Raw genomic sequence first — 22,179 nt, 5'->3', positions numbered from 1 at the left:
AATGCAAACCGCGCTGATCAGTGCACTTACTGCCGCAGTGGTAACCCTGTTCATCGAGTACCTGGCGAAGCCTCGCCTGGAGGCGAGAAAGGATCGGATCATCGAAGGTGCCCGACATCGCCGAGCGCTGAAGGCTGAGCTGATGAGCATCTTCGCTACGGCTTCCCATCTGAAGTTTGAGGCTTCAGTCCAATGGCCTCGGGAACATTGGGAGAAGCCGATTGAAGACCTGGAGAAGAGGCTAAGTCACGCGGAAGGCACGCTGCTCGCGGCATCTCCAATGTTGAAAAGGGAGCAAATCAAAGTCATCTTGATGCCGCTAGGGGAAGCCGTAAGAACCTGCGGAACCCTTAGGCAAGTGATCAAGTATGGCATAGAAGGCGGCTCCGAAGCGGAGGCTATCGCTCTAGGGTTCGACGCCATCTCGCAAAACGCTTTCAAGTCGGCAGCCAGAGCCGAAATACCACGTTGGCACATTCTCAAATATCGAAAGTTGATCAAAGCGGTAGCTAGAGAAAGGTCCATCGACGTTGATCCAGTTAGTTCGTCGGACGACAATTCGGCCTGAGCGGGCGTGCTTCTGAGCCAGCCCGCGCCAGCGGGTGATCGCCATTGCGGCCGTCGGGACGCGGCGTCGATGCGCTTGCCGACGGGCCTGGCGGTCAGGCCTGTCTGGTCGGACCTGGTCCGCGTCTCCGGGAGAGTGGCGGACTTCGACCGCGTCGAAGCGCCACCCGAGACCGGGTTTCCGAGTGGTGTGTCCAGTTCCGGGACTTGGCGTGCCGACGCTGGCTCTGGCTATCCAGGGCGCCCTCCTTGAACGGAACCCTCGATGCCAGTAGGTGCCACAGGCCCGTCTCGGTCGGCTCAAGTACTGTCGCCGGGTGTTGTCTGTTCTCGTTCACCAAGTCACTGTTCAGAACACTGGGGTCAAGCCCACCGAGATCGCCACGGTCGTTGTCGCCTTCTTCGCGCTGACCGCGGCGACATGGTCAGCGCTCACAGCGCACAGAACCGGAGTTCGGCAGGCGCAGCAGCTCCAAGAGGCTCGGGATCACGAAATCCGGCGGCAAGCGGCACAAGTGGCTGCCTGGAGCGTTCCGAACATGGACAACGACGGAACGCAGACGATCTCGACCTACATCGTGAATGCCAGCAGCCTTCCCGTCTTCACGCTGGAGCTGACGGACGTAGGTGGGACTTGGAATTTCGCTGTGCAGGAGCCGACTCCGGAGCCGCGCCTTATGCGCGCGCAGGACTACGACTGGTCGGAGGACGGGATCGATCCTTCGGAGATCCGGATGGCCACGTTGCTCTTCACTGATGCCGAGGGCAATCGGTGGGTCCGTGACAAACACGGGCTCTGGCTACTCGAGCGCGCCAAGCTGCAACAGGTCGGCGGAAGATCCGTTGGGACAGCAGCCGCTCAGCGCTCGGCCTCTTGGTGGCGCCGGGGGCGCCAATCTTCAGCTGCGAACGACCAGACGGGGTGAGCCCGAACTTCGCGCCGTACTGCGGCGCAAGTTGTCTCGGCCTCGTGCTGCACCTGCAAGCCTGGGCTTTGACGAACCGTTCGGCACCTGCACCAGCGCTGCGGAGCCGTTCACGAGCTTCGTTGCGCTCAAAGCCCGGCTCGACGCCGAATATGCGGCCGCCGGAAGCTAGGTTTCGGGCCGCGGCGCGGTGACCGTGCTGATTGGCTCGCCTGGGGGCGTGTCGTTGCCGACTGACACGGACAGGCGATGTCGACAATGGACGGGTGGTGTCGATGACGGAGGACGGTGGATCGTTGCCGGAGCTGCCCGATGAGGTGGCGGCGACGATCACGCGTGAGTTGCCCACGCAGGGGGCGAGGATCTTGGCGTGCCTGCGGACGGCGTCAGTGTTGATCGTTTACGCGCTGGACGATGAGGCCGATCTTCGGCTTGCCGAGAGTGCGGCCTACAACGTGCGCGAGGCAGTCGATGCCGTCGTCAAGGAGAGCAGCCCGGTCCCAGGTGGGGGTCTTTCCGTTGTGCGTGAGGCTTGGCAGCGGTATGAGGAGGAGATAGCACGGCCGGGCAACGACGCCGATGCATCGCTGGCCACGCTCATGGACGTTCTGCGGCGCGTCGCCGAGAAGCGGGATCGGGACTCGTATCACGCCGCTCGTCTGTTGCAGTATCTCCGGTCGAAGGCCGGTATCGATCCTCTGGGCGGCGAGCTCGACCCGGTCAAGGAGTACACCCAGCTTTACAGCGAGGCAAACCGGGCGCTGCACTCGCAGACGACTCTCCCCGCAGCTGTAACGCTTTATTCCCGTGCGGTGGCGTGGTTCGTCCGGATGTTCACACCGTCCGATGAGATCGTCCGTGCACTACGGGCCTTGGCCGACGAGCCGTGGAGCGGCCACGACCAGGTCGAGCGTTTGCGGAATCTGGCACTGAACGAACATCATCTCCGGCTGTTTCTCGGGCTGCTGACCGACCCCGGCTGGCTTATTCCTCTCTACGACGCGGACGTGATCGCATTACCCGCGCCGAGCGGTACCTGGCCGGGTGCGGCGCTGCTAGAGAGCCTCGGGAGCACCGCGCCAGCAGAGGTTGCCGTCGTTTTGACGCGTCTGGTGAGGGACGTGAAGCAGCGCACGCTCGAAGAGGACAGGGACAACGTGGCGTTCACCCTGTTGCTGTTCGCGTCCCAGCTGGGGACTGCCGGACATAGCGCGGTCGGTGACATCGTCTCGGCCTATTCGAGCAACCGGTCGGTTCGTGTGATCGGCGCTGACGTGATCAAAAAGGCTGATCCGACGATCCCGCTTGTGGAGACCGTGGCCAGGACGATCCTGAACGGTGCCCCTCTCGACACCGACCGCTACTACTACAAGCTGGTGCTCGAACGACTCGAAGCAGGGCTCAACCGCGGCAACGCCACGAGCCGCATTCGCATGCTCGCGGCCAAAACACGGGAAGCGTCCCAACATCACCAGGCCGGCTGGATCACTCGCGACAGCGCGCGCCTCACGGCCGACCTCGGCGAACACGATCGCCATTACCTCGTCATCCTCGCCCACGGCCTCGCGCGCCTGCTAGAGCAAGCACCGAACCTCGGCATCTCCACCGCGGACCTCCTTAAATGGACAGAGGGCATTGGCGGCGAACTCGGGGAAAGGATCACCAGCCGCATCCTCGCACCCGCCGGCGACGTCCCGATCAACGACAAAATCGATCACGTCACGCGCCGACTCGCGTCGTCCGCCCCCACCGGCGACGACAAAGACCTCATCGACGCAGTGCTCCTCGCCGCCCCTGAGCCCGGCCGCCTCGCGCCATGGGCCGAAGCGCTCGGTCTACCAGGGGACGATCCGTTCGGCGAGGACGAGTCCATCCCGGCCGCACTGCGCCGCGCTTGGCACTGGTCGACAGTGCTGCCCGACTCTGCGCTGGAGAACTGGCAGGACCGGATCGCGGAACTGGAGGAGCGCTACGGCTCCCTCCCGCAGGAGCTCTTCGAACACAGAACTGATCACGTAACCATGATGTCGGGACAACCCGCATATAGCACAGAAGAACTGTCCTCCCTGTCCGTGGCCGACGCCATCGACACGGTGACACGGTGGCGGCCCGACGGCGATAGCCGCGGTCGCATGGTTCTCGCTCGTGAACTTGCCCGGGCTCTTGAAAGTGTCGTCGAAGCAGAACCCCAGGCATGGACAGTCGATCCCGTGTCGGTCGTGACTGGCCTGCGGGAACCTGTGTATGTCCTGCACTATTTCGACGCGGTCGCGAAGAAGGCAGCCGATGTCATCGAGAGTGCGCCGGACATCGTTGCGGCTGCCCAGCTCGTGCGGACCGAACGCTGGACCCCGATCGTCCTCGGGGAGGACGATTTCGACTTCGAGCCGGACTGGGGTCGCGTCGAGCAGGTGACAGTCGACCTCGTCCGTGCGCTGGCGAATCACGACACCCGACTTGCCGACCATCTCGACACCGTGTGGGCTTGGGCGCTGGAGCTGATCGATCGTGCACCTGTGAGCGGAGACGCTGCTCACGCTAGCCACGACGCGCTGTTCCGCGCGATCAACGGCCACCGCGGGCGAGGGCTGCAGGCAATTCTTTCGCTGGCGGGCTGGGAATATCGCAACGGAGGCGTGATCCGCCCTCAGTTCGTCGAACTGCTCGACGAACTGATCCAGATACCTGGTCCTGTCGGCATGGAGTACCGGGCCGTCCTCGCCCAGAACCGCAGATTCCTGGAAGCAATCACAAAGGACTGGCTCGTCCGACGCGTCGACGCGCTGTTCCGGGACGCCGAACTGGGCATCGAGACGTTTGAGCTGACCTTGAAGTACGCACAACCCACCCCCTGGCTCTACGCCAACCTGCGAGATGAGTTGATCGCCGCGGCGAGACAAAACGCGGACAACGCGGTCGACACCCTCCTCGTAGGAATGCTCCGCCACGAGACAGGGTACGAGATTCCCGCCATCCTCCAGGCCCTCCGCGGCTGTCCTGAGGCGCTCACCGCAGCATCCTCAGGAGCCGCTGTCTTGGTGCAAGGCAGCACCGACGGTGAACCGGAACTCGACGTCGCCGCCGAGTTCTGGCGAGCCTTGCTCGACGCTAACCGTGAGGCAGTGCCCGCCGACGCGCTTCGTGCCGCCGGCTGGTGGGCGTTCGTCACCGGCGTGCCCGAAGAAACGTGGGCACAGCTCACGGTCCGAACACTCGCCATCACCAGAGGCTTGGGCCACTACACCATCGAAGTCGCGGACCGCTGCCGCACAGCACCGGTCCCAGGCGACAGCACCAAGATTCTGCTCATGCTGCTGGGCAATGGCGCGCCGTGGGAGCAGGACTACGTCGCACGAGCCTCGATCGACGCACTACGAACCATCAGCACGACACGGTTCGATCCCAACTTCGATGAGCTTCGTACCAAACTCATCGACCGCGGTTACGCCGAAGCAACCGACATTGCTCCGTACAACGATCCGAACGACGCTTGATCAGCTCCTCGTTGTGAAGCCGTGACCGTCCAATGTCATCAGCGCCGCGGGTGTCAGTCATTGTCGTCGCTGTCTGCCGTGTCGCGCGGCAAGGAGCCGTTCAGGCTTCAGAATGAGACCGGCGAGAGCAGGATGTGTTTCCTCTGCCTGGGCGATGAAGTCGGGGTCAGTGGTGGAGAGCAGCAGTAGCGCGTGGTAGGCCACGAAGATCGCATTCGCTTCGCACACCTGACGGCGGTCCGGGGGGAGGGCCGACGCCACGTCATGCAGGCTGTAGGTCTCCAAGGTGTGGTAGGCGATGGCTAGCCCGTCTTGGCGCAAGATGGATACGTCCATCTCGGAGCCGACGGGAACTACCACTGAATGCCGATGTATTTCGTGGTCGATCGCGATGCTGCGCATCGCCGGAAGCTGGGGAACTACCGGGTCCACCAGTTGGCTTGGTGACCTCAGCCAGGCAACCTGATGCGGACCGCGGTAGGTGCACACCTTGCGGGGATCCGCAGTAGCCATCTGCATAGGCTCATCGAACGCAAGGGAGCCGTCGTCGATAAAGACGAACAGGAGAAATTCGCCGATGTCCGCCGGCAATCCCATCGCACGTAACGCGAAGGCCGTCTCGACCGCGACTTCCAGCGGATCACGCCGAGCGCGACCCGCAGCACGGGTAGCTTGCGCCGCGCCCACGGCTCGTGCCGGTGCCGAGTCGGCATCGATGTGCTCTAGCAGAGCCCGGATCATGCCCTCATCGGGAGCCAGCGCCGAGGCGGGAGTAGGGGCGCTCTGGCGCCTGCCGAGCGTGTGTTCGCTGGTTTCGCGCGGCAGTTCGAAGGACGTGCCGAACGACGGGTCACGGCGGTCGGTGCACCCGTTGAGCAACAACCGGCGCATGACGTTGACGGCTCCCGTTCGATCAACAGCGTCGATCTCTGCGGGTACCGCCTGGTCGAGCAAGCCGCGACACGCAGACTTGTCGCCAATGAGGTAACAACTCAACGCTCGAAAAACCGCGATGACGTCTCTGTCTCCCACCTGAAGCTTGACGCCCTTGTCAAGCGCTGCCGTCGCCATCCGGTCCGCTGACACAAGCAGCTCGAATGCAGCCTCGTCCTGAGTGAGCAAGCCCTCAAAGCAGCCCGTGCTCAGGTTTCGCAACAGCGTCGAGATGTCGAATCGACGGAGCGCACCGGACTGCACGGCCTGTTCGAAGCGATCTACGATCGCCTTCGCGGCGACCCAATCGCGCAGATGTACGCATGCCTCTGCCACGATGCGCAAGACCTGAGGATACTCGACCTGCGCGGGATTCATGCGCTCCAGCAGCGCCTCGCCCTGCGCGCGGGCCTCGGCGGCACGACCGGTTCTGATCAGCAGATTGAGCCCGGTCAGGTTCTCGAACCAGTCGTCCCCTCCGGCCGTGGGAACCAGCCGGCGAAAGTCACACAGCGCCGATTCCAATGCCATCAGTCTGGGATGTTCGGCGTCGTGCATCAGCAGGTTCATGACCGTGGCGCTAGCTTTGCGGATCGTCAGTGCTGCCGTTTCCTGGTCCAGGCCAACCACTCGGGGCACCTGGGTCACGAACTGCTCCAACAGCGGAACGATGAGCTCCACGTTCTCGCGGGGATGATCACTTAGTTCGTACAGCACGTGAGCGTAGGAGACGAGCGTTTGGACGCGGAGACCGAGTGAATGATCATCGGACTGGCTGTCGAGATAGGCGAGTTCGGCCGCAAGGTATCGCATCGCTGTTGGCCACTCCTCCAAGTAGCCGAGGATGCCCGCTGTGTTCCCCCATAACAGCGACACGGCCTGGTTGAAGACTGCCAGTTCGATGGCGTGCTCGGACAGGGCGATGGCATGGTTGACCATGCCCGAGGCCGCGGACATCTCGTAGTGCGAAGTGAATGTTTGCAGCCACGCTTGTGCGCAGAACGCCAATTTGAACACCGTGAAGTCGGTATTGCCCTCGCGATCGACCAGCCCTCGTACAATGAACTGGACGATGTCATTCATCGCGATGGACGCGTCCGATGGTCCGGATAGTCCGTCGATGCCCTCCCGTGGCATCGGGAAGTGTCCGTCCATGACCGCGAGCGAGTCGCGCTTCATGGCACGGAGGACTTCGCCGATCGGCGGATCGGACTCGGTGTAGTGAGGAAACGTCATGTGTACTGCTGGGCTGGCCGAGGCCAGCAGCAGGTGCACGGGAATCTGTCGCGACGCGACGAAGGCTGCGCCGCGCAGAGCTTGTGCGGCCAGCTTCGCGGCGGGTTCTGGCCGGCCGGTTACCCGCTGCCACGTGGCGGTGATGGTCCCGACGACGGTGTGCGGATAGCCGGGCGGGACCGAGGGGGCATCATCCATCGCCTGCTGGAGCAGACTGCCGAACTCGGCAATCGCACGAGCAAGATCGCCCTGGTACTCCAGCACCGTGCTCACCAAGTACGCTGCTGCCAGTTCCAGGGCCAGAGGCCAGCGGTGCAGGAGATCCGCGAGCTGCTCCAGCGCTTGCAGCTCTTGCGGATTCGGGGTGCGGTCACCCAGCACGCGTCGGGCCAGCAGTTCGATGGCCTCGCCGCCGGTCATTCCGGCAACCTCGATCTTCGCGGTGGAGGGGCCCGCGAGCGGGGTCTGGTCCGTGGTCGTGACGAGCGTATGCCCGTATCCCCGTGGCGGAATCCAGTCGCGAATCGCGGCTTGATCCGCGCAGTTGTCGAACACTAGAAGCCAGGGGCGGGCGCTGCGTGCGAGCACGCCGAAAATCCGCTGGGGCAAGGGGATGTCGGCGTCGCTGGTATCGATCAGGCCGTGCGCCCGAAACCAGTCCGCGACTGCACTGAACGATGCGGCGAGTTGGGACGGTGACGTCGCGTCGACAAACATGACCAACTCGTAGCTGTACGCGTTGTCGTCGGCCCAGGCTACGGCCAAGCTGCTCTTTCCGGTCCCCGACAGACCCGCAATGAGGCACACGGGCGCCGCATTGGGATGCACGGGGAAAGGCAGATGCTGTCGCAAGTCCGCAAGCAACTCTGGCCGCGCGATATCCCCGGTCCGGGGTGCCGGAGTCACCGGGATCGCCCAGTCTCGCTCGCGGATCAACGCGGTGAGCGCCTCGACGCTGGTCCCCAGGATGCGCACCAGAGCGCTCATGGGCAGTTCGGCCACTGCTGGGCCTGCGGCCTTGCCCATCACCTCCCACACGAGATAGCCGGTCAGCAGGCCCGCCGCATCCCATCCCACGGTCGACGGTGCCACCCGGTGTCGGGCTGCGCGGACGCGTTCCTGCACGTCGACCCGCACCTGCTCGATGTCGCGCGGGTCCAGCACGACCTCCATGCGGACAAGGCGTTGCCAAAACTCTGGCTTCTGAGCTGCCAGTTCGGTCGCGACCTTCCACCGGCCGGCCAGGGCGAGTACCCGTTCGCGCAGGTCAGAACCTTCATCGCGCATCAAGGTCAGTAACTCGGAGAGGTTGTCCCCGGCCGAGCGGTTGGTCACCACCAGGTAGCGCTCGGCGGAATGGGTCAGCAGGCGGACCGCAATGGACAGGAGATTCGACGCCGTGAACGCCGAGGTTGCGCCGCCGCTCTTGATCTGGGCGACCGTCATAATGCGGTCGCCGCGCCGCACTCCGAAGTCCACGATGTCCTGATCGGCCCTCAGTCGGGTGGTCAGGATGCCCTCTACCTGAATAGCTGTGGATTCCGGATCGTCGACGAACAGTGCTGACAGCCCGTACTCCAGGGTCCAGAGAAACTGGTACTCGAACCCGCGTATGGCGTCCTGTGCGCCCACGTGTGATCTCCTCTGCGGTGTTGCGGCTCATGACCCCGGTTCGAACTACCTGGTCTCGGTTGTCATCGCGGTAAGGCGCGATGACAAGCCACGTCATTTCGGGGGTTGGGGTATCCCCAGACTTAATGACCAGGTGTACTCACCTGGGCACCCTCTGATGGTATCGGCGGTGCTGACACTGCTACTGGGCCAGTCCCGCCTTGTACCTGACCGAAGGGTTTGACCAGGCAACCTGTCGCTGTGGCTGCGCTCGAATGGCCGAGACCGCATGTGCCGCCCGCCGAGCGCATCCAGAGCCAACGGTGACCGCATCAAGACGCTGGGCCGCGACTACATCCTTGAATTGCCTAGATGGTCTCGTCGTCGCCGGTATCGCCGAGCTGAGGTCGTTGACCCGGCTATGCGGGAACCTGGCACGTTGCGGCGGATGCTGGGCACTAGGACCGCAGCGGGAGCCGTAGTCGAATCGGCTGCCGCGGTCGCGGGGCGATCGGAGGTGGCCAGCTTAGGCGCGTCTTCGGTAGGTGGGTGTTGTTGGGAATTCTGCCGTCGGTGTCATCGAGGCGGCGTTGGCGGGTCGGACTTGTACTCGAAGAAGGTTCCCACCGTGTTGTGGACGGACTGGTACCCGTTCCGCCTGTCCGCAGGGAGCTACCATGACTTGGTGGAGATGCGTTCCGCCTGGCTGAAGTGGGCACGTGCCGTCGAGCATCAGCAAGTCCTGAGCCGCAGCATTCGCGAGTACCTCGCCGAAGACCCCTTCCAATACGTTCGGTGGGACAACGCGAGTGACGTCACGGATCCACTGATTCGGATGCAATGGCGACTGAAGATCACGAAGCCGTTTCCCGAGTCCTGGGGCGTCCTTCTGGGGGACGTGCTCACGAACCTGCGAGCCGCTCTTGACCACACGATGTGGACAGCCGTCCTGAACCACTCGGGGCCGCCCGTTAAGCCGAATCAAGTGCAGTTCCCTGTCGCCAAAAAAGAGGCTGCCTTCAAGGACGCGGCGGGTAAGCTGCGTACCCTGGTGGCCCCGGAAGTGTGGGCGGTGATCGATGCACTTCAGCCTTTCCGCGGCGGCGACCGAGCCCACACCGCACCTCTGGAGATCGTTCGCTGGTTGTCCAACATGGACAAGCACCGGAGTCTACGTTTCGTCGTCCTCGCCTCGATCGATCTGATGCCGGTGCACATCACCTCGGACGCGCCTGTAGAGGTCATCGAGGAGCGTCGGCACGAGGGCCCGATCGAAGGTGACAACAAGACGTTGCTCTTCCTGAAGATCAAACGTCCGCTGGGGAACGCACCGATCGACCTGGCGCCCACGTTCGGATTCTCCCCGTCGCTCCAAATCAGTGAGGAGCCCGTCGAGTTCCGGCCGCTCGCAAGCGCGATGCCGATCATGACGGAGACGGTCTTGAAGGTGATCGCGTCCGTCACCAGCGCCCTAGGCCTGCCGATACCGGACGGCCACGGCTTGCAGCTGGGGCACGAACACGAAGGCGTGGCGGCCGAACTCAGCGGCGACACGTACACCTTCCGCAACGCCGATGGCACGATTCACCGGTTCGACTTGTCATCGCCGGACCTGGGTGAATCCGACAGTCCTTCGTAGGCGCAGGCGCCGGGGCTGGAGCGCTCTGGTCTCCTGCCCGCGTGTGGCCCTCGCAGAATCGCGGACCGCCCCAGTCAGTTGGTCGCCCTGTGGCTTAGCGTGCACTGCCACCTGATTCCGGGGCCTCCTTTACGCTTTTGAGCATGGCAACGGTTGCGTCTTTCGGGTCACGAACGTCCTGCGATAGGGCGTGAAGCACTGCGTCTTGGTCGCCGCCGAGCTCGCCTGCGATGTCGTAGGCAAGCTCGGCCTCGATCCACTCGGGATAGGGCTCGAAGCCTCGCCCGGTCAAGACCGACGAACGATCGAAGATCAACCACTTGAAGCCGGCGTCGCCCCGCTCGTGGGGCTGCAACCGAGCGGCACTTGCAGGGTCAAGCGGGACGCCCTTCATCGTGTGTTTCATCTTCAGGCGGACGCGCAGCGTCGTTGCCAGATAGCCGGGGAGCTGTAACAGGAGAGCTTTCATGTGAGCATCGTTCTTCGTCAGCTGCTTTGCGTGAGCTGCATCGAGGTGTAGTTCGAGCAGTTTGGCCAGCATCTGCGCCCGGGTACGAGCGGCGGCGTCGTGCTTGTCCTGTTCGGCTCGCTCTTCGGCTCGGCGCCAACCCATGATGGCGATCCACAGGGCGACGGTCGATGCGAGAAGCGAGCCGATTAGGCTTAGGTAGTTGGTCATTGCTGGAATGTAAACCTCACCACCGACAATTACGTTATCGTGAGGGATTACCATCTTCTGGCGGTTGCTCGGCAGAGGCTGACGTGTCTCTGCTTCTCATCCGGTCGATCGGATGAGGTTGGTCAAGAAGTTGTGACGGTGCGGTCGGAAGTAGGTCGTCAGATCGCATCTCTTGCCTGATGACGGCTTGTAGTTCATCCGCGATGGCGCCGACTCTGACCCTCATGGCAATCCGGTCGCCGTCGTTGGGTTTCCTGCCCATCGGCTTCCCCCAGAAAGCCTCGGCCGGAATACGGTTGAACAGGCCGTTCACCGTCCGGCTCCCGTACATTGTCGCGCGGACGCCCAGTCGGGCACGTTCCAAAGGAGGGAGCCGTAGATCTGTGTAGTGGCTCCCGAATCGCTTTCGAGTCTCCTCGTCCTCCATGTCCCGTTCGATCCACTGCTGCTCGGCATATGCCTCCGTCAAGAGATCCACGTACACCTGCGCGCGCTGCTCCCGCAGCCAGCGACTGTGGTCTTGGCGCAGCGCAAGTCTGAACGACACCAAAGGTACGACGACGGCGATGATCGCTGCTATCAGCGACGGCACGAGCACAAGGACCGGCGAAGTAGTCATAGGCATGAGCCTTGCACACGAAGACGTTCGCCGGACGGTCCGCTCCGCGGCTAGGCAGGCGGAGAACCTGCTGGCCCGTACCTCGACATGTGGCTGGCTCCCTTCCTTGAACTGCTGGTTGAGATCGATGAGGTTGAGTCGGCCGGTGCGTTGCTTGCGCAGTCGTCACAGGCTGCGAAAGACACGAGAACGCAAGCAGGCTGGTACCCGAATTCAGGCTGGCCGTGAATCACGGCCGGTCTAAAACTAGACTGGTCTGATTTTAGACCGGGCTGAATCCGTTCTGGTTGGAATTGGTGCAGGTGCAGGGGACGTAAGCGACACTATCTATATAGGTAATGATGGCGTAGAGGCCCAGTCTTAGATGCTTAAACGTCACCGGCTAAGCTCGTACGCGGTTGCAGCTCATAGTGTGATCCCGCCGCTCCTCGATTGCTCGGGCCCGGCACTCGGGAAGCGACAGCTTCTCAGAAGGGAGAACACGAATGGGTCAACACCGAAAGGATGAAAGCAACTCCGGCGGTCCGCCACCGGAGCGCGGGCCCGGCTGGCCACTGAAGACCAACCGGTCCCACGTTCTCATCTGGGTGATCCAGCTCCTGAGGGCGCTGGCTGCCGTGGTCCAGGAAGTTTCGAGGTTCTGGGACCACTAGGCAGGGGGCGGCGTCCGTGTGGGCGTTGCCCCTCACTTCTTTGAAGCCAGTTCGCCAACGAATGCCGCTTGCGAAATCGCAACAACCCGAAGCCTACCCCATCGCTTCTGTAGCGTTTAACGTCTGTAGCGCGCTACAGAGCCAGGCCGCTAGGCGGAACCGCTGGACGCCGTGCCTAAGCCATTCCGCTTCGGGCGTCGCTGGCCTCATCAAAGCGGTGCTCCAGCACGCGGTGGGTGCTCTTTTCGATTTGAGCCCACTGGCCAGGTCGATCACAACAGTCGGTCGCGGCCTTCCTCGGCTCGGGTACGAACAGCGGATTCGAAGGCGTCGTCGAGTCGTCCACCAAGGTCGTCGGTGCCATTTTCGTCGAAGTCGCTCTCAGTGTCGTCGGACTCAGAGTATTCGTGGAAGAGAAGGCGACAGCCGTGGATTCCGTCGAGTAGGTCTTCGAGTAGGTCATGGGCGGGCCGAAGTGGGTCGAGGAGGCTGATGCGTAGCTGAGCCGAGTTGAGCGGATCGTTTTCGCCGAGCCGACTCTCCTCGGCGCTGAGTCGAGCGTTCTTGAGGATGTCCGGAACTGACGTGGGGTCGGCGATCCGGCCTTCGGCGGCGATCATCGCGGTCCGGATGAGGCCTAGCACGACGTCGCGCGGCAGTTCGCCTGACCCAAGTCGTTCCAGTACGCGGGTGGGTGTTTCGACGGCAAGAGCTTCGATGTCGTCGGCTTCGATTACGACTTCGGCGGGATCGCACTCGGCGAGGTCGGCGGTGACGTCGGCTGCTGCTTGAAGCCAATGCGCCGCGGCGACAGCCGCTGCTGTCGGGTCTACCTCGTGGAGAAGTTTCTCCGAGCCGAGTGGGTGTTCGCGAAAGAGATCGTTGGCCGCGTTCACCTGGAGCGGGGAGGCGTCGGCGCGGGCGAGAAGCACCGCTTGTTTCGCCCGGTCGGAAAGGTCGCCGCGTTCGGCCTGTTCGACGGCGCGGAGCTCGGCTTCGACCTCGGCAGTTACTTGCTCGGTCAGCGTCTTGTCACCGAGCGTGTGGAGTGCGCGGCCGACGCGGTGTGCTGCTTCCTCGACACGGATGTAGGACTGGATCATGTAGCCGTCTTGCGGGAGGTTGGGCTTCGTCAAGGCCTGGATCACGGAGTCGAACGCGTTGCGCTCACCTTGCCGGTACCACCCTTCGGTGTTCTCCTCCAGGCTGTCGGCGGCGCTGGCCGGATGCGTGTACGTTCGCCACAGTTGGCGGGACAGGCCGGTCAGGGTGTCGGCAAGACGAAGCAGATCCTCATGCGCTGCTTTCGCGGGAAGTTCGGAGACACTGCCCGCCACACTACCAAGGCCTGTATCCCACGTATTGATCAGAACTTGCCGCGTCGCGTCGATGGCATAGACCGTCACGAGGACGATCGTGCCAGGTGTGAGGAGAACGCGCCCGTAAAGGAGTACGTCGTCGTTTCAGCTCGACAGGTTGGAGTTTGTCCGGCTTTCGGTGGAGTCGGTGTCCTGGCCCGCTGTCGTCCCGTAGATGCACCCGTCCTGGGGGCTTGACCAGCGCATACCCAGCGCTGCTAGGCCAAGCGGGTTACCGTCGAACCACGAACGGCGCACACGTCGACACCTGTGCGCGGGGCGACGGGAGCTCGCGATGGCGCGGAAGGCGGTGCCCGGCCAGGCGGAGAGCGGCGTTCCAGGGTGGGTGAGCCCGATGCTGGCCAGTCCGGACGGTGGCCGGTTGCGGGAGGGGCCGGAGTGGGCGTACGAGTACAAGCTCGACGGCTTCCGAGCGTGCATGAGGGTCGCCGCCGACGGCAGCACGGTGTTGACCAGCCGCAACGACGTCGACTTCACCGACGAGTTCGCGGACCTGACCGGTGTCCTAACCGAGGCGCTCGATGGGCGGAGCGCGGTGCTGGACGGGGAGATCGTCGTCTACAACGACGCCGGTCAGATCGACTTCGGGCTGTTGCAGGAACGCCGCGGCCGCTATCAGACCCATCGCAGCTCTGCTCGCCGCGGCGAGCCGTTCGACGACGTCCCGGTCCGGTTCCTGGCGTTCGACCTGCTTCAGCTCGGCGGTACCTCGCTGTTACGCGAGCCGTACGACGAGCGTCGGCGGCAGTTGACCGCGCTGCCGATGCCGGATCCCTATCGGGTGGAGGTGGTGCGCGGGTTCACCTTCACCGATCTTGCCGCGGATCGCCGGACCCCGCGGCACCTGCTCGACCACGTGAAAGCCAGCGGTCACGAGGGCTTGGTCGCGAAGCTCCGCACCGCCGCCTACACCCCCGGGCGCCGCAGTAACGCCTGGCTGAAACACCCGCTGACCCAGACGACCGAGGTGATCGTCTGCGGTTACCGGCCCGGGCAGGGACGGCTGGACGGCCTGATGGGCGGGCTCCTGCTCGGTGCCCACGACCCGGATAGCGGCGACCTGCTCTACATCGGTGACGTCGGCACCGGCTTCACCGAAGCCGAACGAGCCCGCTTGCAGGCCCGGCTCGACGTCCTCGAGCGGAAGCGACATCCCTTCGCCGAGACACCACCCAGGGCCGACACCGCGAGGGCGCAGTGGGTAGAGCCGGAGCTGGTGGGCGAGGTGGTGTTCCGGCAGTTCACCCGCGGCGCCGGCCGCCTGCGGCACACCGCGTGGCGCGGCCTGCGCGACGACAAGAAGCCCGCCGACGTGCTCGCCCCGCAACGACGCGAGCCCGCCTCTACCGGAGCTCGGGCGAAGACACCTGCCCGAAAGACCACGCGTGAGCAGACACAAGGTGAACCGGTGGCCGAGGATCAGCCCACGGCTTCACCGGGGGCGAAGATCACCGTCCAGGCCGGTGACCGGAGACTCGTTCTGTCCAATTTGGACAAACCTTTGTATCCGGACGGGTTCACGAAGGGGGAGGTGATCAACTACTACTCGCGTATCGCCCCGGTGCTGCTGCCGCATCTGGCCGGGCGTCCGGTGACGTTCATCCGCTTCCCGGACGGTGTCGGCGGGGAGCAGTTCTTCGAGAAGAACGTCCCGCACGGCGCGCCGGCGTGGCTGCCGACCGTCCGGATCGCTCGCAGCGGCAGCCGGGGCTCGACAGAGCCGGTCACGTACGCGTTGCTGGACGAGCTCGCCGCGGTGGTGTGGGCGGCGAACATGGCCGCACTCGAACTCCACGTTCCACAATGGACCGTCGACGGCGACGGCACGCGCCGCCCGCCGGACCGGCTGGTGTTCGACCTCGACCCCGGGCCGGGAACCTCGATCGTGCACTGCTGCCGCGTCGCCGAACGACTGCACGAAGCCCTGACCGAGGACGGGCTGACCGCGTGGGCGAAGACGTCCGGCTCGAAGGGCATGCAGCTCTACTGCGCCATCACCACCGACGACCCTGCCGCCCCGTCGGCGTACGCCAAGAAACTCGCCCAACGCCTGGCCCGGGAGACACCGGACCGGGTGACCGCGGTGATGGCCAAAGCCCAGCGGACCGGGCGGGTGTTCATCGACTGGTCCCAGAACAACCCCGCCAAGACCACCGTCGCCCCGTACTCGCTGCGCGGCCGCGACCATCCCACCGTCTCCACTCCGATCGCCTGGGACGAAGTCCGCGGCTGCCGCCGCCCGGCACAGCTGGTGTTCACCGCCGACGACGTCCTCGACCGCGTCAGCGAACACGGCGACCTTCTCGCCGGACTCGACGCCACGCGAGCGGCTCTCCCATAGCGCTCGTCCGAGACGAACCCGTTGCCGCCAATCCGGTGAGAGCGCTGCCCCTTCAGCATCGCTGAACTGCGGGCCAGGGCGCCCTCGGAGACGTTTTCCGCCCCCGCCGCGCTGTCCATGCAGGACCGTCACGTGGTGGATGCCGTCGGAGTCGGTAGCCCAGCCCGGTGGCGGCGGTCAGGCTGGAAGTGGCCGGTTCGCGGTGTGCGTGCGCACCGCGAACCGGCCACCAGCCGGCCGCGCGGCGCGAACAAGGGGGAGGGTCGCGCCGTGGCCAGGTAATCCCATCCCGGGATCCCTACAGGTCTACCCGCATTCCCGACAACGGGAAACCACCCGTTCGGGCGGCGTGGGCGGGCGACGTCGCGAACCGTCGGGCACACAACCCGCGAGGAAGGTGGAGCGGCATGCCCGGCGGCCGGCTACGCGAGGCGAGGACCAGACCGGGGCAGCGCCCCTGAGTACACACCCGTGCGGGTCGTCCCGGCGAGACCCCGATCGGACGACGTTCGGACAGCCACGTGACCGGGTATCCACTCGCTGTCGGTGACGAGGCGGGAGAGGAGTCCCACGGTGCAGGGCGACATCGAGACCTACTACGAGGACGGCCAGTGGAAGAACAAGGTCGAGGGCAGCACTCGCGCGGCCAGTACCCATGACACCAAGGCCGACGCGGTCGGCAAGGGTCGCGATATGGCGCGGGAACGCAAGGTCGAGCACTTCATCCGGAACCAGGACGGCCGGATCGGTGAGCGCAACACCTACGGTCACGACCCTCGTAACATCCCCGGCTGAGCGCTCGAAGACGGGTCCATGGGCGCGCAGCTGTTTAGCCAGGCTGGGAGTGGACACTGCGCGGCGCAGGGCGTTGTTCAGAAAACAGCGGCGCTCGGGTCCCGCCGGTTCAGCGGTGTGTCCGGCGGGACGCAATCGCCTACTCGCCGAAGGTCGAGCCCAGTACCGATCTTCGGGTCTCGGCAAGCACAGCGCGCACCGCCTCGCGGTCGGCCAGGGACGGCTCCACGTGGCTGCCCGCGGCGACGATCACCGTCGCGACGTCGTGCAGCTTCACGTTGGTGTGCTGGGAGACCGTCTTCAACGCCGCGAACGCCTGCTCGGCCGACCAGCCGCGCAACAACATGAACATTCCCTTGGCCTGTTCGATCACTGGCAGGGTCTCCAGCGCTTGGCGCAGCTGGTCCCGCTCGACCGAGGGATCCTTCAGGTCCTCGTGTGTCGTCATGATCTCTATTTCACCGCACCCGCGTGAGGACAACCACTGCCCCTGGCCGTCAACCTCGCCGGGCCATGCGCCCTCGCGCGTTCATGCGGTCTGCTCGACCAGCGCGACGTCAAGATTCGCGATCAACCCGTCCACTTCCCCTCGGTGTCCGGCCCTCCTGTAACACTCCGCTGAGACGACAGAAAGTCTCCGTGTCCGCTATGCCGCGGCCCATCTCAGCGCGACGTCTCCTGGCGGTCGCGCTCCCGCCACCTGTTGAAACGACATCGCCAACCATTCCAGAGGCGCAAATGTGCCCTGCGAGATCGTCGGCACGAAAACCTGCACCCCTGTCGCCGTTGACAATGCTTGAAGTCGACATCTGCCGACCTGGCCGCAGTTGCCGAAGCGAACGACTGTAACGACGATGGAGCAGGGCCGCCTCGGCATGCCCTGCGTTCAGGTTCTGATCTACGAGAACAGTAGAAGTCTTGATATGTAGCGCAGGTATGCGCCGCTGAAGTTAACTGTCACGGCGGTTCGCCTTAGAAGAGCTCAAACCAGATTTCTGGTATTGCGTCCGGCGCCCCGATCTCAGTACAGTCATGGGAACCGATGAGCTCCGTGGGGGAGAATGATGAGAATTAAGTTACCGTTCTTGACGGTTCTGCCGGGTGCGATCGTCGCTGCGATGCTGAGCGGCTCAGGAGCAGTCGCTGAGGCGACATCTCGCCCATGGGTCGAGTTGAGTCAAGTTCATTCGGTCGACCCGATGGTTACGGTCAGGGGTGACGTCTCGACTTTGGGTGAATGGACAGTTTGGGGCACCTATACCAGCCCTGCTGAATGTAGAAGTGTCGGCCAGTTCGTGGAAGAATATTTTCGTTGGGATTGGTACTGTCAGTACATTGAAGAGCGGAACCATTACGAGCTCAGGGTCTATACCTGATCCGATATTCGATCGACGGTGATCGAACACAGGTCAGGAGCTTTCCGCCTCGGTAGGCGACTGTGCCGCGACGGCCAGAAGCTCGCCGGTCACCAGGTAGGTGCTGATGGCGCACAGCTCGGCCTCACGCAGTCCGAGCTGCGCGTGAACTCCCTTGTTCGCCAACTCATCCAGGGTCTTGAACCGCTCGAGGAGTCCGCCGTAGGCGGCCTTGGCTGAATCGGCCACGCTGCCACTGTTGACGTGCCGAGCGATGAACTCGTGGACCCTGTTGCGGTACGACGGGTCATCCAGCCTGACACCGCTCTCGTTTGTGGCACCCCGTTCTCCGGGCAGGACGTGGTCGGCCACTGCCTTGAGAATGCGACGACAGGTGGTGACCGCCTGGGAAAGGTCTTCCTGCACCGTCGACTCTGGCCTCTGTGCGGCTTCGCGCAGCCGGCGGTAGACCGCGGTGAATTGGTCGAGCACCTGTGGGGCCCCGTTGGCGAGAGTGGCATCGACCTGGGAGCGGAACCGCTCGAAGATGCGCTCGTTGACGTCGGTGTAGGTCAGCTGACGTTCCCACGAACACAACGCGGTGAAGATCGTGTGGCGAACACCGTCCTGAATCGCTCGCAGGTGGGCGATGTTTGCCGCAGTTTCGCGGGTGACCGTGTCCGTGTCGTACTGACGCAAGATTTCCGCGATCTCAGCCAAACCGTGGGCGGACAGCTTGCCAGCGTTCGGACCCGACTCGATCTGCCGACGCCCCGAGTATGCCTCGAACGCCGTCTCGACAGGGCTGTTCGGTGCATCCCACAATGACGGGTCAGCCATCAGACGCTGGGTATCGGCCTTGTTTGCTGCGGGAAGGCCCCCGATCGGCTTCAGCTCGAGACCGAGCCGAACCGCCAACTCGGTCTCACCGAGCAAGACGGCAATCCGTGCGGTGCGGCGCACCGTGGCGTCCAGCGGACGGTCGTCGAGCTCATCAAGAGCTTTGCGAACGAGGGACAGCACGTCCGCGCTGGTGGAGTCGGTCACCCACGAAGAATAGACCGGCCTGCGACCACCAGAACGACAAGATCAAGGCCACCAGCTGCTGGTGTGGGCCAAAGCCGCAGCCGAACAGGCGAGCGCCAGCAGAAGAGGCGGTTCGTCCGTGGACACGCTCGGGGGTGGAAGTGGCCGGTCGCAAAATCCGATCCGCTCCTGCGCCCAGTGTTTCGCCGAGCGGTCACGGCGGACGGCCGAGGTTCAACTCGAGACTTCAGTCCAAGTCGGCATGTCGCGGAGTGTGGACGCGGTGACGAGGGCGGGACGAGATGTACCGCCGAAGGGTTGATAGTAGGTGGTGTCGTCGGGCAGGACGTGCCAGCGGCCGCCGCCGAGAGAGGGTTTGTCGGCGGCTTCGTACACGGTCGCGCCGGTCAGGTCGGGTTCGTCCACCGTGCCTCCCAGGTCACTCTTACGGCCTAGCGTGTTATCAAGTCGAGTCAACCATGCCAGTCCCTGCACATGGTTCACTGGTCGGGGTAGTGTCGGGTCCACTACCTGGTGTTATGTCAAGCACAGGGCTTGACGGGAGCAAGTTCGGCGTTCAGGATCGTCGACAGAGTTCGTGCGTATGTTCGAGTGTTTGTCGCTGGCTTCCCCCCACGGCAGAGCGTGTGGTGTGGAGCTGGTGTGGCGTTCAACAATCCTGCTGTCCCGTGGCGTGAGATCCAGCGGGTCGCGTCCGGTCGTCCTCGTGTGGAGGGTGACGGGAACGATTCGCCGGCGTGGTCGCGTAAGCGAGAGGGTTACGCGGGGCCGCCGGTGGATCTACGGGTCCGCGAGGGCGACGACGACGGCGGCGCGGTGCCGCGAGTTCCGTACGCGGAGTTGCACGCGCATTCGAACTTCAGCTTCCTCGACGGCGCCAGCCACCCGGAGGAGCTGGTCGAGGAGGCCGCCCGCCAGGGCCTGGACGCGATCTTCCTGACCGATCACGACGGCATGTACGGGGCGGTGCGGTTCAACGAGGCCGCCCGCGAGCTCGGGGTCCGCGTCGGTTTCGGCGCGGAGCTGTCGCTGGATCTGCCCGCACCGCAAAACGGCGTCGCGGACCCGAGCGGCGCGCACCTGCTGGTGCTGGCCCGCGGCCTCGAGGGCTACCGCCGCTTATGCCGGGTGATCTCCCGCGCGCAGCTCGCGGGCGGGGAGAAGGGCCGCCCGGTCTACGACGAGGACGCGCTGGTCGATGATCTGGCGGGGCATGTGCTGGTGCTGACCGGCTGCCGCAAGGGCCGGATCCGCCGCGCGCTGGCCGCGGACGACAAGGTCGCGGCGATGTCGGAGCTGGTGTCCCTGGCGGACAAGTTCGGACGCCACAACGTGGCGGTGGAACTGATCGATCACAGCCTGCCGCTCGACTCCACCTACAACGACACCCTGGCCTCGATGGCGGAAGCGGTCGGCGTGGTGACGGTGGCGACGAACAACGTCCACTACGCCCACCCCGGCCGGGGCCCGCTCGGCGACGCGGTGGCCGCGGTCCGCGCCCGCCGGTCGCTGGATGACATGGAGGGCTGGCTGTCGGCGGCGCATATGGCGTTCGTGCGCTCGGGCGCCGAGCAGGCCGAGGTCTTCGCGCGGTATCCGGGCGCGGTCACCCGCGCCGCTCTGCTCGGCGTCGAATGTGCCTTCGACCTGAACCTCGTCGCACCCGACTTGCCGCCGTTCCCGGTCCCGGCGGGGCATGACGAGATGTCGTTCCTGCGGGAGCTGACGTGGGCGGGTGCGGCGAAACGCTACGGGCACCGCGAGGATTATCCGAAGGCTTACGCCCAGCTCGAGCGCGAGTTGGACGTGATCGAGGAGCTGGGGTTCCCGGGGTATTTCCTGGTGGTGTGGGACATCGTCCGGTTCTGCCGCGACGCCAACATTCTGTGTCAGGGCCGGGGATCGGCGGCGAACAGTGCGGTCTGTTACGCGCTGGAGATCTGCCACGCCGACCCGGTGAAGTGGGGGCTGCTGTTCGAGCGGTTCCTCGCGCCGGAGCGGGACGGTCCGCCGGACATCGACATCGACATCGAGTCCGACCGCCGCGAAGAGGCGATCCAGTACGTCTACGACAAACACGGCCGTTTCCATGCGGCGCAGGTGGCGAACGTGATCACCTACCGGGCGCCGTCGGCGATCCGGGACGCCGCCAAAGCCTTGGGTTTCAGCCCCGGTCAGCAGGACGCCTACAGCAAGATCGTCAACCGCTGGGCCGGCGTGAAGAAAACCGGCGAGGAGGCGGCGGGGGAGATCCCGGGCGAGATCCTCGAACTCGCCGACGCCCTCGAAGACTTCCCCCGCCACCTGGGGATCCACTCGGGCGGGATGGTGATCTCCAGGGAGCCGGTGTCGGAGGTGGTGCCGGTCGAGTGGGCCCGCATGCCCGGACGGTCGGTGTTGCAGTGGGACAAGGACGATTGCGCCGCTGTCGGGCTGGTGAAGTTCGATCTGCTCGGTCTCGGCATGCTGTCGGCGCTGCACTACATGATCGACCTCATCGCCGAGTATCACGGGGAGACGGTCGACATCGGCAAGCTCGACCTCGCCGACCCCCACGTCTACGACATGCTGTGCGCGGCGGACGCGATCGGCGTGTTCCAGGTCGAGTCCCGGGCGCAGCTGGCGACGTTGCCGCGGTTGCGGCCGCGGAAGTTCTACGACCTCGTCGTCGAAGTCGCGCTCATCCGGCCCGGCCCGATCCAGGGCGGCTCCGTCCACCCCTACATCGCCCGCCGCCGCGGCGAGGAAACCTGGAAGCACAAGCATCCCCTGCTGGCGCGGAGTCTCGATAGGACACTCGGGGTGCCGTTGTTTCAGGAGTTCTTGGGGCAGTTCAGATATGTCTCACGAGATGCGCATGCCGTGTGATCGAGTTTTTGGATTGGCGGTGATCAGCTGCTATCTC

General features: G+C 64.5%; 14 protein-coding genes and 1 pseudogene. 8 read left to right on the top strand and 7 right to left on the bottom strand.

The window, feature by feature from the left end; all coding sequences use genetic code 11:
• The first annotated feature begins 1 nt into the window (after position 1).
• The 3 genes from AORI_RS83415 to AORI_RS63570 all read left to right on the top strand — a co-directional run bounded on the left by AORI_RS83415 (position 2) and on the right by AORI_RS63570 (position 4,987).
• Entirely contained in the window at positions 2–568 is a 567-nt protein-coding gene (locus AORI_RS83415) for a hypothetical protein (protein ID WP_123798469.1), read from the top strand.
• 316 nt (positions 569–884) lie between these two features.
• Positions 885–1,493 (top strand): hypothetical protein, encoded by a 609-nt coding sequence (locus tag AORI_RS83680; protein ID WP_016334853.1) that lies wholly within the window; start codon positions 885–887, stop codon positions 1,491–1,493.
• Between the two features lie 275 nt (positions 1,494–1,768).
• Positions 1,769–4,987: a hypothetical protein gene (locus tag AORI_RS63570; RefSeq protein WP_228688157.1), complete on the top strand. Its 3,219-nt coding sequence runs from the start codon at positions 1,769–1,771 to the stop codon at positions 4,985–4,987.
• Between the two features lie 57 nt (positions 4,988–5,044).
• On the opposite strand, the gene AORI_RS63565 is transcribed toward AORI_RS63570, so the two are convergent.
• Positions 5,045–8,788, bottom strand: a complete 3,744-nt coding sequence (locus AORI_RS63565) for a hypothetical protein (RefSeq protein ID WP_016334851.1) — start codon at positions 8,786–8,788, stop codon at positions 5,045–5,047.
• A 670-nt stretch (positions 8,789–9,458) separates the two neighbouring features.
• Here AORI_RS63565 and AORI_RS63560 point away from each other — a divergent pair.
• Positions 9,459–10,406 carry a hypothetical protein gene (locus tag AORI_RS63560; RefSeq protein WP_228688416.1) on the top strand — a complete coding sequence of 316 codons (948 nt, stop codon included), beginning with the start codon at positions 9,459–9,461 and terminating at the stop codon, positions 10,404–10,406.
• Positions 10,407–10,500: 94 nt separating this feature from the next.
• Here AORI_RS63560 and AORI_RS63555 read toward each other — a convergent pair whose 3' ends face one another.
• The 3 genes from AORI_RS63555 to AORI_RS63545 all read right to left on the bottom strand — a co-directional run bounded on the left by AORI_RS63555 (position 10,501) and on the right by AORI_RS63545 (position 13,763).
• The gene (locus AORI_RS63555; protein ID WP_016334849.1) at positions 10,501–11,085 is read right to left on the bottom strand and encodes a hypothetical protein; all 585 of its coding nucleotides are present in this window, start codon (positions 11,083–11,085) and stop codon (positions 10,501–10,503) included.
• Between the two features lie 34 nt (positions 11,086–11,119).
• Positions 11,120–11,704 carry a hypothetical protein gene (locus tag AORI_RS63550; protein ID WP_043848168.1) on the bottom strand — a complete coding sequence of 195 codons (585 nt, stop codon included), beginning with the start codon at positions 11,702–11,704 and terminating at the stop codon, positions 11,120–11,122.
• A gap of 925 nt (positions 11,705–12,629) precedes the next feature.
• Positions 12,630–13,763 (bottom strand): hypothetical protein, encoded by a 1,134-nt coding sequence (locus tag AORI_RS63545; RefSeq protein ID WP_228688156.1) that lies wholly within the window; start codon positions 13,761–13,763, stop codon positions 12,630–12,632.
• A gap of 247 nt (positions 13,764–14,010) precedes the next feature.
• Between AORI_RS63545 and ligD the strand changes: the two genes are divergently transcribed.
• Together ligD and AORI_RS63535 are read left to right on the top strand one after the other, a co-directional pair.
• Positions 14,011–16,077 (top strand): DNA ligase D, encoded by a 2,067-nt coding sequence (ligD, locus tag AORI_RS82945; RefSeq protein ID WP_016334846.1) that lies wholly within the window; start codon positions 14,011–14,013, stop codon positions 16,075–16,077.
• Positions 16,078–16,650: 573 nt separating this feature from the next.
• Entirely contained in the window at positions 16,651–16,872 is a 222-nt protein-coding gene (locus AORI_RS63535; protein WP_016334845.1) for a DUF2188 domain-containing protein, read from the top strand.
• A gap of 139 nt (positions 16,873–17,011) precedes the next feature.
• Here the strand turns inward: AORI_RS63535 and AORI_RS63530 are convergent, their stop codons facing one another.
• A complete protein-coding gene (locus tag AORI_RS63530) occupies positions 17,012–17,320 on the bottom strand; it encodes an ANTAR domain-containing protein (protein WP_016334844.1) in 309 nt (102 codons plus the stop codon).
• Positions 17,321–17,957: 637 nt separating this feature from the next.
• On the opposite strand from AORI_RS63530, the gene AORI_RS83410 reads away from it, so the two are divergent.
• Complete coding sequence (locus AORI_RS83410; protein WP_123798467.1) at positions 17,958–18,248, top strand: hypothetical protein; 291 nt, start codon at positions 17,958–17,960, stop codon at positions 18,246–18,248.
• A gap of 33 nt (positions 18,249–18,281) precedes the next feature.
• On the opposite strand, the gene AORI_RS63525 is transcribed toward AORI_RS83410, so the two are convergent.
• Together AORI_RS63525 and AORI_RS63520 are read right to left on the bottom strand one after the other, a co-directional pair.
• Positions 18,282–19,274 carry a hypothetical protein gene (locus AORI_RS63525; protein WP_016334843.1) on the bottom strand — a complete coding sequence of 331 codons (993 nt, stop codon included), beginning with the start codon at positions 19,272–19,274 and terminating at the stop codon, positions 18,282–18,284.
• A gap of 213 nt (positions 19,275–19,487) precedes the next feature.
• Entirely contained in the window at positions 19,488–19,679 is a 192-nt protein-coding gene (locus AORI_RS63520) for a hypothetical protein (RefSeq protein WP_016334842.1), read from the bottom strand.
• 237 nt (positions 19,680–19,916) lie between these two features.
• On the opposite strand from AORI_RS63520, the pseudogene dnaE reads away from it, so the two are divergent.
• Positions 19,917–22,106 (top strand): annotated as a pseudogene (gene dnaE / locus AORI_RS63515) (DNA polymerase III subunit alpha); the annotation flags it as partial.
• Positions 22,107–22,179 lie beyond the last annotated feature (73 nt).

It is taken from the genome of Amycolatopsis keratiniphila (genome assembly GCF_000400635.2).
Taxonomy (GTDB): Bacteria; Actinomycetota; Actinomycetes; order Mycobacteriales; family Pseudonocardiaceae; genus Amycolatopsis; species Amycolatopsis keratiniphila.
Note: the sequence above shows the minus strand (reverse complement) of the source record. Positions and strands in the feature narration are given on the sequence as shown.